The organism is Lentzea sp. NEAU-D7 (genome assembly GCF_026242055.1).
In the GTDB taxonomy this organism is placed as follows: Bacteria; Actinomycetota; Actinomycetes; order Mycobacteriales; family Pseudonocardiaceae; genus Lentzea.
Window position 1 is genome coordinate 71,360 of sequence record NZ_JAPJDL010000035.1, and the last position, 17,450, is coordinate 88,809.

Below are 17,450 nucleotides of genomic sequence, written 5' to 3' on the forward strand. Positions count from 1 at the left end.
GGCTGTAACGAACGCCGACGTTGGCCGCAATGTCGTTCCGCAGCCGGGAATCGTTACAGTTTGATGACCTAGATCACCCATTGGCGGGTGTCCCTGGGTTTCGCGGCTGTTAAAGTCGCGTCAACACGCGGGCCATCGTCGTCCCGTGCTCCCACCTGTTGGTTCGAGGTCTGAGCACGAGGACTTTGTTCTTTAGCGAGGACGACGAAGGAGGTCTGCGCAGTGATCTTCTCCGCCATCCCCGGCCCCCAGGGTCTCTACGACCCGGCTGATGAGCGCGACGCGTGCGGCGTCGCCATGGTGGCCGACATCCAGGGCAGGCGTTCCCACGGCATCGTCAGCGATGCCTTGACAGCGCTTGCCAACCTGGAGCACCGAGGCGCCGCCGGCGCCGAGCCCACGTCGGGCGACGGTGCTGGCATCCTCCTGCAGCTGCCGGACGAGTTCCTGCGTGCTGTGGTCGAGTTCGAGCTCCCGGAACGCGACCGGTACGCCGCGGGAATCGCCTTCCTGCCGTTTGAACCCGAAGAACGCGCCGACGCGGTGCAGGAGATCGAACGCATCGCCGAGCAGGAGAGCCTCGTGGTTCTCGGCTGGCGCGACGTCCCGGTCGACCCGGAGAAGGCGAACGTCGGGCCGACCGCGATGTCGGTGGCGCCGCACTTCGCGCAGCTGTTCGTGAAGGGCACGCGCGACGAGGCCGGCATCGCCCTCGACCGCCTGGCGTTCTGCCTGCGCAAGCGGGTCGAGCACGAGGGCAGCGTCTACTTCCCGTCGCTGTCGTCGCGCACGATCGTCTACAAGGGAATGCTGACGACCGAGCAGCTGCCGGCGTTCTTCCCCGACCTGCACGACGAGCGCCTCCGCTCGGCGATCGCGTTGGTGCACAGTCGTTTCTCCACGAACACCTTCCCCTCGTGGCCGCTCGCGCACCCGTTCCGGTTCGTCGCTCACAACGGTGAGATCAACACCGTCCGCGGCAACCGCAACCGCATGCGCGCCCGCGAGGCGTTGCTGGACAGCGACCTCATCCCGGGCGACCTCGCCCGGCTGTTCCCGATCTGCAACCCGGACGGCTCGGACTCGGCGTCGTTCGACGAGGTGCTGGAGCTGCTGCACCTCGGTGGCCGCAGCCTCCCGCACGCGGTGCTGATGATGATCCCGGAGGCGTGGGAGAACCACGCCACGATGGACCCGAAGCGCCGCGCGTTCTACCAGTTCCACGCGTCGCTGATGGAGCCGTGGGACGGCCCGGCCTGCGTCACGTTCACCGACGGTGAGCTCGTCGGCGCGGTGCTCGACCGCAACGGCCTGCGCCCCGCGCGCTGGTGGCAGACCGCCGACGGCCGCGTCGTGCTGGCGTCCGAGACCGGCGTGCTCGACGTGCCGTCCGACCAGGTGGTCGCGAAGGGCCGCCTGCAGCCCGGCCGCATGTTCCTCGTCGACACCACCCAGGGCCGCATCATCGACGACGAGGAGTTCAAGTCGTCGCTGGCCTCGGAGTCGCCCTACGACGAGTGGCTGCACGCGGGCCTGCTCGACCTGGCCGACCTGCAGGACCGCGAGCACGTGGTGCAGAGCCACGAGTCCGTCGTGCGCCGCCAGCTCACCTTCGGCTACACCGAGGAGGAGCTGCGGATCCTGCTCACGCCCATGTCGATCATGGGCATGGAGCCGCTGGCCTCGATGGGCACGGACACCCCGGTCGCCGCGCTCAGCCAGCGCTCCCGGCTGCTCTACGACTACTTCGTGCAGAACTTCGCGCAGGTCACGAACCCGCCGCTGGACGCGATCCGCGAAGAGATCGTCACGTCCGTCAAGCGCGTGATGGGCCCCGAGCAGAACCTGCTCGACCCCGGCCCCGTCTCGTGCCGCCACGTGACGCTCGACTACCCGGTCATCGACAACGACGAGCTCGCCAAGCTCATCCACATCAACGACGACGGCGACCTGCCGGGCTTCGCCTGCACGGTCCTTTCCGGACTGTACGAGGTGGACGGCGGCGGCGAGGCCCTCGCCGCCGCGATCGAGCGCGTGCGTCGCGAGGCGTCGGAGGCCATCGCGAACGGCGCCCGGACGCTGGTGCTGTCCGACCGCGACTCGGACCACCGCATGGCGCCGATCCCGTCGCTGCTGCTCGTCTCCTCGGTGCACCACCACCTGGTGCGCACCAAGGAACGCCTGCGCGTCGCGCTCGTCGTCGAGTCCGGTGACTGCCGCGAGGTCCACCACGTCGCCGCGCTGCTGAGCTACGGCGCCGCCGCGGTGAACCCGTACCTCGCGTTCGAGACGATCGAGGACCTGATCAGCCAGGGCGCCATCACCGGCGTGCCCGCGCACAAGGCCGTGCGCAACTACGTCAAGGCGCTCGTCAAGGGCGTCCTGAAGATCATGTCGAAGATGGGCATCTCGACCGTCGGCGCCTACACCGCCGCGCAGATCTTCGAGGCGGTAGGCCTGTCGAACGACCTGCTCGACGAGTACTTCACCGGCACGCAGTCGAAGCTCGGCGGCGCCGGCCTCGACGTGCTCGCCGAGGAGGTGGCGCTGCGCCACCGCCGCGCGTACCCGGACAACCCGACCGACCGCGCGCACCGCAGGCTCGAGGTCGGCGGCGAGTACTCCTACCGCCGCGAGGGCGAGCTGCACCTGTTCACGCCGGAGACGGTGTTCCTGCTGCAGCACGCCACGAAGACGCGCAAGGAAGAGGTCTTCCGCCAGTACACGGCGGAGGTCGAGCGCATCTCCCGGCAGGGCGGCACGCTGCGCGGGCTGTTCAAGTTCCGCAGCGAGGGCCGCACGCCGATCCCGATCGACGAGGTCGAGCCCGTCAGCTCGATCGTCAAGCGCTTCAACACCGGCGCCATGTCGTACGGCTCGATCTCGGCCGAGGCGCACGAGACCCTCGCCATCGCGATGAACCGCCTCGGCGGCCGGTCGAACAGCGGTGAGGGCGGCGAGGACCGCGAGCGCCTGTACGACCCGGAGCGGCGTTCCGCGGTCAAGCAGGTCGCGAGTGGACGGTTCGGCGTCACGAGCGAGTACCTCGTGAACTCCACGGACATCCAGATCAAGATGGCGCAGGGCGCGAAGCCCGGCGAGGGCGGCCAGCTGCCCGGCTTCAAGGTCTACCCGTGGGTCGCGCGCACCCGGCACTCCACGCCGGGTGTCGGCCTGATCTCGCCGCCGCCGCACCACGACATCTACTCGATCGAGGACCTGGCGCAACTCATCCACGATCTGAAGAACGCGAACGAGCAGGCACGGGTTCACGTGAAGCTCGTCTCGTCGATCGGCGTGGGCACGGTCGCGGCGGGTGTCGCCAAGGCGCACGCGGACGTCGTGCTGATCTCCGGCTACGACGGCGGCACCGGCGCCTCGCCGATGAACTCGCTCAAGCACGCGGGAACGCCGTGGGAGATCGGCCTCGCCGAGACCCAGCAGACGTTGCTGCTCAACGGCCTGCGCGACCGCATCACCGTCCAGGTCGACGGCGCGATGCGCACCGGCCGCGACGTCGTGGTCGCCGCGCTGCTCGGCGCCGAGGAGTTCGGCTTCGCCACGGCACCGCTGATCGTCGCGGGCTGCGTGATGATGCGCGTCTGCCACCTGGACACGTGCCCGGTCGGCGTCGCCACGCAGAACCCCGACCTGCGCGCCCGCTACACCGGCCAGGCCGACCACGTCGTGAACTTCTTCGAGTTCATCGCGCAGGAGGCCCGCGAGATCCTCGCCGAGCTGGGCTTCCGCACGATCGACGAGGCCGTCGGTCACGCGGAGCTGCTCGACAAGGACGAGGCCATCGAGCACTGGAAGACCGCGGGCCTGAACCTGGACCCGGTCTTCGAGGTGCCCGAGACCCCGTACCCGACGGCGAAGCGCAAGATCCGCGACCAGGACCACGGCCTCGACAAGGCCCTGGACCGCACGCTGATCCAGCTCGCCGAGGCGGCGCTGGAGGACGCGCACCAGGTCACCCTGGAACTGCCCGTCCGCAACGTCAACCGCACGGTCGGCACGCTGCTCGGCGCCGAGGTCACCCGCCGCTACGGCGGGGAGGGCCTGGAGGACGACACGATCCGGGTCAAGCTGACCGGCTCTGCCGGGCAGTCGCTCGGCGCGTTCCTGCCGCGCGGCATCACGCTGGAGATGGTCGGCGACGCGAACGACTACGTCGGCAAGGGCCTGTCCGGCGGGCGGATCATCGTCCGGCCGCACGACGACGCGCCGTTCCGCGCCGAGGACCAGGTGATCGCGGGCAACGTGATCGGCTACGGCGCCACCTCCGGTGAGATCTTCCTGCGCGGCCGCGTCGGCGAGCGCTTCTGCGTCCGCAACTCCGGCGCGCTGCTGGTGGCGGAGGGCGTGGGCGACCACGCGTTCGAATACATGACCGGTGGCCGGGCCGTGGTGCTCGGGCCGACCGGGCGCAACGTCGCGGCCGGCATGTCCGGCGGCATCGCGTACGTGCTCGACCTGGATCCCCTGTCGGTGAACCAGGAGATGGTGAATCTGCAGCGCCTCAGCGCCGAGGACCTGCGTTGGCTCAAGGACGCCGTCACCAAGCACCACGAGGCGACCGGCTCCGCCGTCGCCGCCTCGCTGCTCGGTGACTGGACCCGTCGGGCCGGTGCGTTCACGAAGGTCATGCCCGGTGACTACCAGCGCGTTCTCGAGGCCATGCGCCTCGCGCGCGCCGAGGGCCGGGACGTTGACGCGGCTGTCATGGAGGCGTCTCGTGGCTGATCCACAGGGATTCTTGAAGTACACCCGCTCGGACGCGCCGAAGCGCCCGAAGCCGGAACGACTGCAGGACTGGAACGAGGTCTACCTCCGCGAGGAACCCGCGGAGCGCAACGCCGCCGTGCGCACGCAGGCGACGCGGTGCATGGACTGCGGCATCCCGTTCTGCCACAGCGGAACCGCGGGCTGTCCACTCGGGAACCTGATCCCCGAGTGGAACGACCTGGTGCGCCGCGGCGACTGGGAGCTCGCCTCGGACCGCCTGCACGCCACCAACAACTTCCCGGAGTTCACGGGTCGTCTGTGCCCGGCACCGTGCGAGGCCGCCTGCGTGCTGGCCATCTCGCACGACGCCGGCGGTGCCGTCGCGATCAAGCGGGTCGAGGAGACCATCGCCGACGTGTCGTGGGAGAACGGCTACGTGCAGCCGGCCCAGGCCACGGTGTCCTCCGGCAAGCGCGTCGCGATCGTCGGTTCCGGTCCCGCCGGACTGGCCGCCGCGCAGCAGCTGACCCGCGCGGGCCACGAGGTCGTGGTGTACGAACGCGACGACCGGCTCGGTGGCCTGCTGCGCTACGGCATCCCCGAGTTCAAGATGGAGAAGAAGGTCCTCGACCGGCGCCTGTCGCAGCTCCGCCGCGAGGGCACCAAGTTCGTCACCGGCTGCGAGGTCGGCGTCGACATCACCGTCGAGGAGCTGCGCGCCGAGTTCGACTCGGTCGTGCTCGCCGTGGGTGCGCTGCGCGGCCGTGACGACAAGACGACTCCGGGACGTGAGCTCAAGGGCGTGCACCTCGCGATGGACCACCTGGTCCCCGCGAACCGCGCCGTCGAGGGCGATGGCCCGTCGGCGATCTCGGCCGAGGGCAAGCACGTCATCGTCATCGGCGGTGGCGACACGGGCGCCGACTGCTACGGCACCGCGACCCGCCAGGGCGCGCTGTCCGTGACGCAGCTCGACCAGTACCCGATGCCGCCGTCGGTCCGCGACGACGACCGTTCGCCGTGGCCCGTGTGGCCGCACATCCTGCGCACGTACCCCGCGCACGAGGAGGCCGGCGAGCGCCGCTTCACCGTGGCGGTCAAGCGTTTCGTGGGTGACGACGACGGTCACGTGCGCTTCATCGAGCTGCAGCAGGTGCGCGTCGAGAAGGACTCGTCCGGCCGCCGCAGGGTGGTGCCGCTGAGCGACGAGATCGAGGTCCTGCCCGCGGACATGGTGCTGCTGGCGATCGGCTTCGAGGGCGTCGAGCACATGCGGCTGCTCGACGACCTGGGCATCTCGCTGACGCAGCGCGGCACGATCTCGTGCGGCTCCGACTGGCAGACGACCGCGCCCGGCGTGTTCGTCTGCGGGGACGCCCACCGCGGCGCTTCCCTCGTGGTGTGGGCCATCGCGGAGGGCCGGTCCGTGGCGAACGCCGTGGACAGCTTCCTCACGGGTTCCTCGAACCTGCCTTCGCCGGTGATCCCGAACCAGCTTCCGCTCGCAGTGGTCTGACAACGGCGTCCGACCACCGGAGAGCAGCATGACGCCCCGCGCGACAACGACGTCGCGCGGGGCGTTCGCCTTTCACCAGGTTCGCACCCGTGGAGGAGCCTCCGCTCGCGTTCGCGTCGATCCGGGGCGAGTTCAGAGGCACGACCTGGGATGCGGTGGCGGCGTGGTTCGACGAGCTGCGCCGGGAGAACGACGGCTTCGCGTCGCACCAGTACCTCACGGACGTCGTCGCCAGCGTGCTCGACAGCGGCGTGGCCGACCACCTGGGAGTGACGACCTCGATGCACGACCTCGTCGTGGTGTCGCTGGACACGACGAACGGGCACTACGAGACGATCAAGGTGCTGGCGCCGTCACCGATGGCACCCGTCGACGACGGCTGCTTCGTGTTGACCTTCTACGGCCGCAAGAAGCGCAAGCGGGGACGCCGGGTGATCGAGCGGTATCCGGTCGCCGAGGCCGTGCCCGCGTTCTGGCGGATGGTCGAGGAGAAGTTCGGCATCACCCGCTAGCGCCGCAGGTGTCGCGGTAGACCAGTTCCGGCAGGTGCTGGCGCCACTCGTGGGGGCTGAGGCCGCCGCCCGCGACCTCGCAGGCGCGGGCGAACAGGCCACCGGGCGACGCCTCCCCGAACGAGCTGAGCAACGTGTGGGCCAGTTCGGCGTTCGTGTCCGGGCTCGGTGCCACCGCGTGCGCCGTCAGGCCGAGGCGCAGTGCCAGCCGCGGTGACGAGGCGCGCGCGACCTGTGCCTGCGCGACGAGTGCGCGTGCCGTCGCCCTGTCGCGGTCGACGCCCGCGTCGTACCACTGGACGGCCGCGAGTCCCGCCGCGCCGACCGCGGCCACGAGGAACACCGCCAGCCAGCTGACCGTGCGCCTGCGGTCGCTCCGGCGTTCGCTGCGCAGCGTGTGGATCCGGTCGCGGCTCAGGGCGAGGAACCTCAGGGCGTAGGGGGAGAGGTCGTCGTCGGCCACCAGCGGCGAGATGGCGGCGAACGTGTCCTCGTTGAGCAGCAGGTGGTCGGCGCACCCGCCCTCGATCCACTGCGACGCGTCCAGCTCGACGGACTGGGCCGCGCGCAGGCCGATCTGGCGCTCGCCGATCGCGTCGCGCAGCGGCAGCCACTCGGTGAACAACGCCTCGTGCGCCACGCCGATCCAGCGGCCCTGCTGGTCACCGCTCGCGGTGAGCAGGCGGTGCCGGACGAACACCTCGAACGCGGCGCGGGTGCGGGAGTCCAGCTGGGCCAGGCTGACGCGCTTGCGGGTCGGACTGCCGGTGTGGTCGAGGGTGGCCAGGGACGCGAGCCGGGCGAGCAGTTCCTCCTTGCCCGTCCCGGTTTCCGCCACGGCGCTGTCGAGCACGTCGTCGGCGTGCCGGGCCAGCGCGCCGTGCACGCCGCCGAGGTGCTCGTACCGCTCGCTGGACAGGGTGCCGCCGCGGGGCACTCCCATCGCCAGGTGCTGCAAGGTGAACGCGAGCAACGGCAGCGCTTCGCCGCTCGCCGTGTCCTCGACCAGCCGCGCGACGAGCTCGGGGTGCACCTTGAGCCCGGCCACGCGGGCGGGGCCGGTGATGACGACGTTGAGCACCTCTCTCGCCAGCGGCGCCAGCACGTAACCGCCGAGGTGGACGCCGCTCAGCTCGGGCAGCGCCCGCAGGTCGTCCAGGAACTCCGACCGCAGCGTGACGACCACCCGCACGTTGTCCGCGAGCGCCTCCCTGAGCAGGCTCGCGACTACCTGGCGGTCCTTCTCGCCGGCGCGCGTGAAGAGCTCCTCGGCCTGGTCGATGGTGATCAGCAGCCTGCGGTCCTCGTCCACGAGCTCCTGGGCCACGCCGCGCAGCCCGTCGAGGACGAGCCGGTCCTTGGTCTCCGCCAGCGTCCAGCGCAGGCCGGCGCGGCCGGCGGTCTTGCGCACCGCACGGGCCAGCGCGTCGAGCGGGTCGTTGCCCGGCAGCCACGGCGGCATGACGAGCCAGCGCGGGTCGTCCGCCAGCTGGGCCAGCAAGCCGGCCCTGACCAGTGACGACTTGCCGCAGCCGGACGGGCCGACGACGGCGAGCAGGCCGGGCGCGCGCCGCACCCGGCGGGCGAGCGCGCGGGTCTCGGCGTCACGTCCGAAGAACACCGCGCTCAACGCCGTGGTGAACGCGTCCAGGCCGGGGAACGGCTCCTGGTCCTTCGCGAGCTTGCGGCCACCGGCGTCGAACTGCCGCAGCGCCTTCTCCAGGTGCTCGCGGGCGGTGGTGTGCGGGATGTGGTTGAGGTGCCTGATCAACGGGTGGATGACGCCACCGAGCTGGACCGGCAGCAGCAGGCACCCCAGCGCGTCCGCGATGGCGACCTCGGCGGTGCACCAGCTCGACACGACCGATGCCTCGCTGACGACGCACACGACGGCGTCGGCCTTGCGCAGTTCGAGGTGCAAACGCTCGCGCCACGCTTCACCCACCTGAATCCCGTCGTCGGGATGAACTTCCAGGAAAGTTTCGTGGTCCTGGTCGAGCCAGTCCCGGATCTGTGTCGCGATCGCCACATTCTGCGTCGCGTGGCTGATGAAAACCCTCGCCACGACGGCCTCCTTTGGCATTCGGTCACCGATTGTGCAGATCTGGCAGGGATCGGTGGCCGGTTGTCCACTAATTGGCACATCTACAACGCGCGAGGATCACTCTGTGCATACGTACGTTTCCGTGAAACCAGAAAAACTTTCGGGTGAAACTTGTGTGTGATGCGGGCGAAGTCAGTCTCGTATATCGCGAAGGTTGTCCAGTTCGGGCGAAACTGATAGCTGTAGATCAACTCGGTCGGGGGGTGAAGCATGCGCAGTGTTCTTCTCGCTGTCGTCGTCGCCCTGTGCGCAGTGCTCACCCCGGCCGTGTCGACCGTGTCGGTCGGCGCGCCGCCGCCGAAGTCGAAGACCTCCGCCCCCAAGGAGGAAGCGCCCCGCGAGGAACGTGAGCCGAGCCGCCTGCGCCTGCTGGTCGCGTCCGTCGACCGCACGTCCAAAGAGGCCGGCCCGACCTTCTTCCGGGTGTTCACCCCGCGCGTCGTTCCCGGAGTTCTCGTACTCGTGTCCAACGCCGAACCAATAGTGGTCTGGCGCACACCTCCCGCGTTGCAGGTGTTCCGCAACTGATCGGTCCCCAGTCATCCGGTCAATCGAACACTTTTTCACTTCGCAGTGAGGGACTCCCATGGACTTCCATCGCTTTGTTCAGCATGCCCGCGCACACGCCGCAACGCGTTCCAGTGCGCTCGGCCGCAAGCTCGCCGCAGGTCAGCAACCCAGCACGATGTTCATCACGTGTGCCGATTCGCGCATCGTGACGGCCGCGATCACGGGCGCCGAGCCCGGTTCGTTGTTCGAGCTCCGCACCGCGGGCAACGTGATCCCGCCCTATTCGCTGACCGCGCCCACCAGTGAGATGGCGACGATCGAGTTCGCCGTGCTGCAACTCGGCGTCAGCGAGATCGTCGTCTGCGGCCACTCGCACTGCGGTGCGGTCGGCGCGCTGCACGGCGGCGGCATCGACCACCTGCCCGCCATGCGCGGCTGGCTGCGTCCCGGACGGCCGCGCAAGCCCTCCGACCCCGCGATGCGTGCCGAGGGGCAGGGCCACGTGCGCGCCCAGCTGGAGGTCCTGCTGGCGTACCCGTTCGTGGCCGACAAGGTCGCCTCGGGCGCGTTGCGGGTCCACGGCTGGTTCTACGACATCGAGACCGGCCAGGTCTCCGCGTGTGCCGAGCACGCGTTCCTTCCGCTGTAGGGGTCCGGCGTGATGAAGAAGTACTGGACCGATCTCGGCGCATCGGTTGTCGTGTTCCTCGTGGCGCTGCCGCTGTGCGTGGGCGTGGCGGTGGCGTCCGGGGTGCCGGCCGAACTCGGCATCGTGACCGGCGTGGTCGGCGGCATCGTCGTCGGCCTGCTGCCGGGCAGCACGATGCAGGTGAGCGGACCGGCCGCCGGTTTGACGGTGCTGGTGGCGGACGCCGTCTCCCGGCACGGGATCGCGGCGCTGGGCGTGATCGTGCTCGGCGCCGGCCTGATGCAGGTGGTGCTGGGCTTAGCGAGGTGCGGGCGCTGGTTCCGCGCGATCTCCCCGTCCGTGGTGCAGGGCATGCTCGCGGGCATCGGGCTGGTGCTGATCTTCGGCCAGCTCCGGCACCTGACCGTGTCGCCGACCGCGCTCGCGCTCGGCCTGCTGACGGTGGTGATCATGCTGCTGTGGCAGCGAACTCCGTTGCGCATCGTGCCGGGCATCCTGGTCGGCGTGGTGGTCTGCACCGGACTGGCGGCGGTGTTCGAGTCGCCGGTGGAGCGGATCACCGTCGGCACGCTGTCGTCGGACGTGCACCTGCCCGACTTCTCGTTGCTGAACACGGGGGTCGTCGGCACGGCGGTGGTGTTCGCCCTCGTCGCGTCCGCCGAGTCGATGTTCAGCGCCGCCGCCGTCGACCGCATGCACGACGGGCCGCGCACGCAGTACAACAAGGAGCTGGTCGCGCAGGGCGTGGGCAACACGATCTGCGGCCTGCTCGGCGCGTTGCCCATGACGGCCGTGATCGTCCGCAGCTCGGCCAACGTGTCGGCCGGGGCCCGGACGAAGGCGTCCCGGGTGCTGCACGGCTTCTGGCTGCTGCTGTTCGTGGTGCTGCTGCCAGGGTTGCTGACGCTGATCCCGGTCGCCGTGCTGGCGGCGGTGCTGGTGCACGCCGGGTGGAAGCTGCTCGGGCTGCGCGAGGTGGTCGCGTCGTGGCGGACGGACAAGGCCGAGAGCTTCGTCTTCGTCCTGACCGCGGGCCTCATCGTGGGCACCGACCTGCTCACCGGCACCGTGGCCGGCCTGCTGGCCGCGGTGATCAAGACGGCCTGGGACGTGTCCAGGCTGTCGGTGGTCGTGACGCCGGAGGGGGTGGCGTTGCGCGGCAACGCGACGTTCCTGCGGCTGCCGGTGCTGCTGGACGAGCTCGACCGCGTGGACCGGGAGCACGTCCGGATGGACCTGAGCGGGGTCCGGCACCTCGACCAGGCCTGCGGGCAGGCGATCGACCAGTGGGTGGACCAGTCCCGGCGAGCGGGCAGGACCGTGGAGCTGGTCGGCAGGTAGTGGGAGGCGGGGGGGGGGCGCCGGGGGGGGGGGGGGGCGGGCGCCCGGGGGGGGGGGGGGTGGGGGCGTGGTGGCGGGGGGGGGGTGGCCCCCCCCCCCCCCGGGGGGCCCCCCCCGCCCCTCCGCACTCTTCGGGAAGAACTGGTGAACACTGGGCCGTTCGGGTGTATCCGGCTAACAGCCCTGTGGAAGATGTCGACCCAGCAGATGAACCAGTAGGGGGCGACACATGACCAGCGCAGGCTTCGACGCGAAGTTCCTCGGCACGGCTGCCGGGATCCCCGTCCTCACCGAGTCGGGAGCGGCCGACGCGGTCGAGCTCGACGGCTCGACCACGATCGACTACACGCACTTCTCGCTCGCCATGAGCAAGTCCCGCAAGTTCGCGAGCTGGGTCGCGTGGAACATCGACGGTGGCGAGATGAAGGCGCTGAGCCGCAACAACATCCCGTTCGTCAAGGACCCGCGCGTCCCGGCCGAGTTCCAGACCGGCGACGAGCTCTACCGCGACAACCGGCTCGACCGCGGCCACCTCGCCCGCCGCGCCGACCTGTGCTGGGGCCCGAAGGCCGAGGCGCAGAAGGCGAACAGGGACTCGTTCTTCTTCACGAACATCACGCCGCAGATGGACGACTTCAACCAGAGCACCAAGGAAGGGCTCTGGGGCAGGCTCGAGGACGCGGTGCTCGCGGACGTCGACGTAGACAACCTGAAGGTCAGCGTCTACGGCGGACCGGTCTTCAACGCCGACGACAGGGTGTTCCGCGCCGTCGCGATCCCGCGCGAGTTCTACAAGGCGATCGCGTTCGTGGTGGACGGCGAGCTGCGCTGCAGCGCGTTCCTGCTCACCCAGAACATCGTGCTGGCCGAGGCCCTCGACCTCGACGAGTTCCGGGTGTTCCAGGTGTCGCTGACCGAGCTGGAGAAGCGCGTGAGCCTCACCTTCCCGGCCGAGCTGCACGCCGCCGACACCGCGTCGGTGCAGCTGCTGGACGAGACCGAGCGCAAGCCGCTCGACAGCCTCGCCGACATCAGGTGGTGACGACCAGGCCGGGCAGGGCCTGACGCAGTTCGTCCACGAGGGCGGGTGACTCCGGCTGGTGCACCACCAGGTGCTCCAGCGCGGGCAGCGCGCGCAGGTCGTCCGCCGCCGGCACCCCGAACACCTCCAGCGTCGTGATGGTCGGCCACCGCTCCAGCCCAGCCAGCGGGTAGGGCGGGCGGTGGTCGACCGCCAGCTCGCGCAGCGCGGGCAACGCCGGCAACGCCTCCAGCCCCTCGTCGGTGCCCGAGTCGCGGATCCGCAGCCGCCGCAGCGAACCGCCCTCCAGCGACGCCAGGTCGACGCGGCTGAAGTGCAGGTGCAGCTCGTCCAGGTCCTTCACCGGCGCCAGGTCGATCCGGCCGAGCGGACGGCACCGGCTCAGGTGCAGCTCCTTCAGCGACCGCGACGGGCTCAGCGGCGAGAGGTCGCGCATGACCTCGTTCTGCCACAGCTCCAGCCGGTGCAGCGAAGGCATGGCGCCCAACGGGTCCAGCGGGTTGATGTTGCCGATGCACCGCACGTGCCGCAGCTTCTCCAGGTGCATGATGAACTGGATCCGGTGCCAGCCGCGGACGTCCACCCGCCGGTCACCGAAATCCACTTTGGACAGAACGGACCTGGCGTAGGACTCCGCGTCCGGCGTGTTCCGCCACGCCCGCAGCAGCTCGTCGATGACCATGGTGTGGTCCACCGCGACGAACTCCGCGATCCGCTCCCACGCGCCCTCGCCACCGATGTTGGCCAGCGTCCGCACGATGTACGCGGCCTGGGCCGAGCCCCCGGTGGCCTCCGGGCCCGGCAGCAGGTCCACCACGAACGACCCGGCCTCCGACAACGCGTCGGCGTGCGCGAAGCTCTTCGGCGGGATCAGCGAGGAGGCCGCGGCCGTCACCTGTGCCCGCGCGGTCTCCGGTTCGATCACGTCCGCCTGGTCGAGGCACGCCAGCGCGAGCAGCCGCAGCTTGTCCCGGCCGCGCTCGTCCTTGCGCGTGTCGTCGTTGCCCGCCAGCAGGTCCATCAGCACGCGGGCCCGTTCGCGCGGACGTGCGTGCGCGACGGCCATCACCACGACGTCGTGCCACTCGTCCAGATGTGCCCTGTCCACCAGCAGGTTCAGGTCACCGGCGTCCACGACCTCCTTGGCCGCCAGGTAGTCCCGGAACGTCCGGTGCACGAACTGCACGCGTTCCGAGGACACCTCCCGCAGCAGCCCGGCCCGTTCGAGCAACCGCTGCATCGCCTCGTCCGGGTCGACGTCGTGCGACCGCAGCCCGCGCATCGCGTTCCCGAGCCGGTGCACGGCCTCCTCACGCGGCACCATCAGTTCCCGGTTGCGCACCAGCGAGTACGCGAACCGTTGCAGCAGAACGAGTTGCTCCTCCTTGGAGAACGACGGCAGCGCGAGCCCGCGGTCCTCGTCCCAGCGCACCAGCAGCAGGTCCAGCGCCGCCTCGTACAGCGACCGCCGATCGCGTGGCAGGTGCATGTTCCGGTCCTGGTGCAACGCGCACAGCAGCCCCGCCAGCAACGGGCTCGACGCCAGCCGCCGCAGGTCGGGCCGTTTCACCAGCGTCGCCACCAGCCGCGCCTCGCACTCGGTCAGCCACACCCGCGCGTCGCGGGACAGCCCCGGTGCGTCGCGGGCGGCGGTGTGCCAGGCCTCCACGAAGTCGCGCACTCCCTTGTCGCTCAACGGCAACAGGTCGAACGCGGCGAAGTCCAGGTCCTCCAGCCAGTCCTCCGGCACGGCGGCCGGCCGGGTCGTGATCGCGTACCGGGCCCGCGGATAGGCCTTGACGAGCTTCTCCAGCCACAGCCGGGCCTCTGCGCGCCGTTCCCACACCAGCTCGTCCACGCCGTCGACCAGGACGAGCGCGCGTCCTTCCCCGAGCCGCGCGGTGACCCACCCGGACGGCTTCTCCTCCTCGATCATCGAGGCCGTCGACGAGATGAACTCCTCCGGCTTCGGCAGCGTCGCGTACTGCCGCAGCGGCACGAAGAACGGCACCAGCCCGAGCCACTCGTCGCCCGAGGTCCGCGTCTCGCCCAGGGCGTTCATCGCGAGCCAGCGCAGGAACGTCGTCTTGCCCGCGCCCGCACCGCCCCGGATCAGCACCCGAGGTGTGTCCGCGAGCGCCGCCGCCACCGGCAGCCCGGCCCCGGTCAGTTCGTCGGTGTCCCCGACCCGCGCGACCGCCAGCGACACGTACGAGGTGTCGAACGACTGCCTGCGCGGCGCCCTGCCGCGCGACACCCCGAACAGCTCCAGCCCGCCCAGGGCGTGCGCGACCTGCTCGGCGTACCGGTCCTCGAAGTCCCGGTGCGACGACGTGAGAGCCAGTTGCTGCTGGTCGGCGAGCCGCGCCACGGCGTCCGCGGTCGCCCTGCCCATCCGGAACATCTCGACCGAGAGCCGCCGCGCGTACTCCGGCTGCGACCACACCAGCTCCACGACCGCGACGCACACCCGCAGCAACAGCGCGTCGTACACCGCCGTCGCCTGGTCGGACAGCCCCGCCGCCCGCCGGATCGCCACGGACCTCGCCATCACGTGGGCGCGCAGCGACTCGGGTGTCAGCATGACCCGCAGCGCCTCGTCCGGACGCAACGGCAGCGACGCCTCGATGGACTCCCGCACCGCGTCCACCGCGGCCCGCCACTCGTGCTCCTCGACCGCGCTCAGCTCACCGCGCGCGAGCTCCGCGCTGACCCGTTCGACCAGCGGGCCGGGCCTGGTCAGCTCGCGCCGGCGCTTCTTGTCCCTGGCGCCCTTGTGCACGACGTCGAAGAGACCGAGCAGCACGCGCTCCAGCACGGTCTCCAGCACCATCAGCAGTCCGGCGGAAAACGGGTCGGCCACGTTCCCAGTATCAGCACGTGATCACCGGGCCCGAGCGGACTTCACCAGCTGTTCACTCCGGCAGCGCGACCTTGCGGACGTGCCCGACGGAGAACTCCCGGCTCGTGCCGTCGTCGCAGTCCGCGGTCAGCACTCCTTCGAGGTGCTTGGCCGGCACGATCACGTGCGTCTCGGTCCTGCGCGGCCCGCTCGCGTACTTGATCTCGACGCGGCTCCCGTCGACCAGCGCGGACGACAGCAGCACCACCTCGTCGTCGCGCAGGAAGACGTTCTGGTCGCGCAGCATCCGCGCGGCGCTGGCCCGCGGGGTGCCCCGTCCCGCGCTCGGCCGTTCCTGCTCGACCAGCCGGACCGCGAGCCGGGTCAGCTCCAGGTCGTCCATCTCGGTGCGCCACGACCGTTCCGGGCGGCGCGCGCCCCTGGCCGGCGCCCGCAGCCGTTCGACGGTCTCCACCACGGACTTCTCGCCCGCGTCCAGCCCGGTCGGCGCGTAGCCGCACCGGCGCAACGCCGCGAGCGTCTCCGTCATCGGCCGGTCCGACGCCAGCACCGTCGGCGCGAGGAACCGCAGCTTCAGCGACCCGAGCCGCTTCGACTTCACGATCTCCTGCAGCAGCAGGGGATCCGAGGACCGCACGCAGCTCGCCACGTCCGTCACGGTGAGCTGCCCGTGCCGCCGCGCCACGTCCCGCACCTGGTACTCGATCACCTGCGGCAGCGCGGCCTCCGACACCGCTTCCAGCCGTGCGAGCACCTCGTCGGCCGACAGGCCCGAGTCCAGCGCGCGCCGCACCGAACCGGCGGAGAGCCGCCACACCCGTGCCGCGTCGTTGTCCTCCAGATCCGCCACCAGGTTCAGCGTCGCGCTCAGCTCCGGCGACGGCAGTCCGTTCACGACCGCGGTCATGTCCGTCTGGAACGCGGCCTTCTCCGTCGCCGGCGGCATCAACGCGTCCGCGGCGGCGTCGACGTCACCGTCGTGCAGCACCGCCGACCCCAGCGGCGTGAGCGCGCCACCGGCCACCAGGCCCAGCGACTCCATCTCGCCGATCACCGCCGCCGTCGCCCTGGGGTCGTGCACGGCGGGGCGTTCCCAGGCCAGGTCCGCGACCAGCTCGCCGACGTCCGTGAAGGCCTCCTGCGCCGAGAACCGCTCCAGCGCACCGCGCCGCAGCACCAGTCCGGCGGCACCGGGGTAGTCCCGCAGCGCCGCCCGCGCCGTGTCCGGCTCCGGCCGCCAGTCCATCCGCCGCCAGGCCGCGACCAGCGCCGAGAGCCGTGCCCCCGGCTGCGAGCCGAGCCACGCGTCACCGTGCTCGGTCGGCAGCAGCCGGGACCGTTCCACCCCGACCAGCTGGGCCTCGGCCGCGAGCTCCAGCCACAGCCGCAGCACGCCGTCCGAGACCCGCAGGGCCCTGGCGACGCGCCGGATCTCCACGGTCGCCACGCCTCCGGTGTAGCGGGCGTCGAACGTGTCCTGCTCGCAGTGCGCCAGCAGCCGCGCCACTCCGTCCACAGTGGACATCGCGGCCACGATCGGCGAGATCTCGGACGCCCTGCGCCTGCCGGGGGCCTTGGGCCGCGGCGTCAGCCGGTCCTGCGCCGCCCCGTTGGCCCGCACGGAGTTCACCGCGATGAGCCGAGACCCCTCCGGCCAGGCCAGCGCCCGTTGTTTCAGCTCACCGAACGCCCGCTCGAAGTCGCCGGCCGAGCACCGCAGCTCGGCGCACACCGTCTCGGCCGTTCCGGCGTTGTTCTGCGCGACGATCGCGCCGAGCAGGTCGAGCGCGCCTTGGTCCAGGGTGTCCTCCGCCGCGTGCACCGACTCGGAGTCGGTCAGCTGCGTCGCCAGGTCCTTCAGCGTCCGGATGTAGCGGTCGGCGATGTCGCGGCGGTGCAGGAGTATCGCGGCCACCTCGTCCGGCCCGAGTTGGAGGAGCCAGGTCGCGAGCGCGTTGATACGGCGGGGCATTCGTCGAATTATGGCCTGATTGTGCGTTCTCAAACGAATTTTCACGCACATGGGCGATCCGCCTAAAGGTTGTCCCGTAACGCCGTCTAAAGGTTGTCCCGTAACGCCGTCTAGGTGTGATCGATGATCTTGGTGTGGAGCAGGTGATCAGTGCGGACCGGCCGGAGTGGGTGCCGGTGTTCACGGGCTTGTCGGTGACGGTGTTCCGCACGC

At 70.7% G+C, this 17,450-nt stretch carries 10 protein-coding genes; 7 read left to right on the plus strand and 3 right to left on the minus strand.

Translation table 11 applies throughout. From position 1 onward, the window contains the following. Window positions 1-222: 222 nt before the first annotated feature. The 3 genes from gltB to ORI60_RS42650 all read left to right on the plus strand — a co-directional run bounded on the left by gltB (window position 223) and on the right by ORI60_RS42650 (window position 6,756). On the plus strand, window positions 223-4,746 hold the full coding sequence (gene gltB, locus ORI60_RS42640) for a glutamate synthase large subunit (protein WP_266043686.1): 4,524 nt from the start codon (window positions 223-225) through the stop codon (window positions 4,744-4,746). Beyond that, window positions 4,739-6,244, plus strand: coding sequence for a glutamate synthase subunit beta (locus tag ORI60_RS42645; protein WP_266043687.1), 1,506 nt, complete (start codon window positions 4,739-4,741; stop codon window positions 6,242-6,244). Before gltB ends, ORI60_RS42645 begins: the two co-directional genes overlap by 8 nt. Before the next feature lie 89 nt (window positions 6,245-6,333). Next, the gene (locus ORI60_RS42650; protein WP_266043688.1) at window positions 6,334-6,756 is read left to right on the plus strand and encodes a hypothetical protein; all 423 of its coding nucleotides are present in this window, start codon (window positions 6,334-6,336) and stop codon (window positions 6,754-6,756) included. Here the strand turns inward: ORI60_RS42650 and ORI60_RS42655 are convergent. Next, on the minus strand, window positions 6,746-8,821 hold the full coding sequence (locus ORI60_RS42655; RefSeq protein WP_266043689.1) for a TIR domain-containing protein: 2,076 nt from the start codon (window positions 8,819-8,821) through the stop codon (window positions 6,746-6,748). The two genes, ORI60_RS42650 and ORI60_RS42655, sit on opposite strands and share 11 nt — an antisense overlap. Before the next feature lie 249 nt (window positions 8,822-9,070). Here ORI60_RS42655 and ORI60_RS42660 point away from each other — a divergent pair, with 249 nt between their 5' ends. From ORI60_RS42660 to ORI60_RS42675, 4 genes are all read left to right on the plus strand, one after another. Next, on the plus strand, window positions 9,071-9,388 hold the full coding sequence (locus tag ORI60_RS42660) for a hypothetical protein (protein WP_266043690.1): 318 nt from the start codon (window positions 9,071-9,073) through the stop codon (window positions 9,386-9,388). 157 nt (window positions 9,389-9,545) lie between these two features. Continuing rightward, the gene (locus ORI60_RS42665; RefSeq protein WP_266043691.1) at window positions 9,546-10,019 is read left to right on the plus strand and encodes a carbonic anhydrase; all 474 of its coding nucleotides are present in this window, start codon (window positions 9,546-9,548) and stop codon (window positions 10,017-10,019) included. A gap of 12 nt (window positions 10,020-10,031) precedes the next feature. After that, a complete protein-coding gene (locus ORI60_RS42670) occupies window positions 10,032-11,360 on the plus strand; it encodes a SulP family inorganic anion transporter (RefSeq protein WP_266043692.1) in 1,329 nt (442 codons plus the stop codon). A gap of 229 nt (window positions 11,361-11,589) precedes the next feature. Beyond that, on the plus strand, window positions 11,590-12,402 hold the full coding sequence (locus tag ORI60_RS42675; RefSeq protein ID WP_266043693.1) for a DNA/RNA non-specific endonuclease: 813 nt from the start codon (window positions 11,590-11,592) through the stop codon (window positions 12,400-12,402). Here ORI60_RS42675 and ORI60_RS42680 read toward each other — a convergent pair. After that, complete coding sequence (locus ORI60_RS42680) at window positions 12,392-15,265, minus strand: NACHT domain-containing protein (RefSeq protein ID WP_266043694.1); 2,874 nt, start codon at window positions 15,263-15,265, stop codon at window positions 12,392-12,394. The genes ORI60_RS42675 and ORI60_RS42680 overlap by 11 nt on opposite strands. Window positions 15,266-15,317: 52 nt before the next feature. Then, window positions 15,318-17,237, minus strand: a complete 1,920-nt coding sequence (locus ORI60_RS42685; protein ID WP_266043695.1) for a helicase-associated domain-containing protein — start codon at window positions 17,235-17,237, stop codon at window positions 15,318-15,320. Window positions 17,238-17,450: the final 213 nt, after the last annotated feature.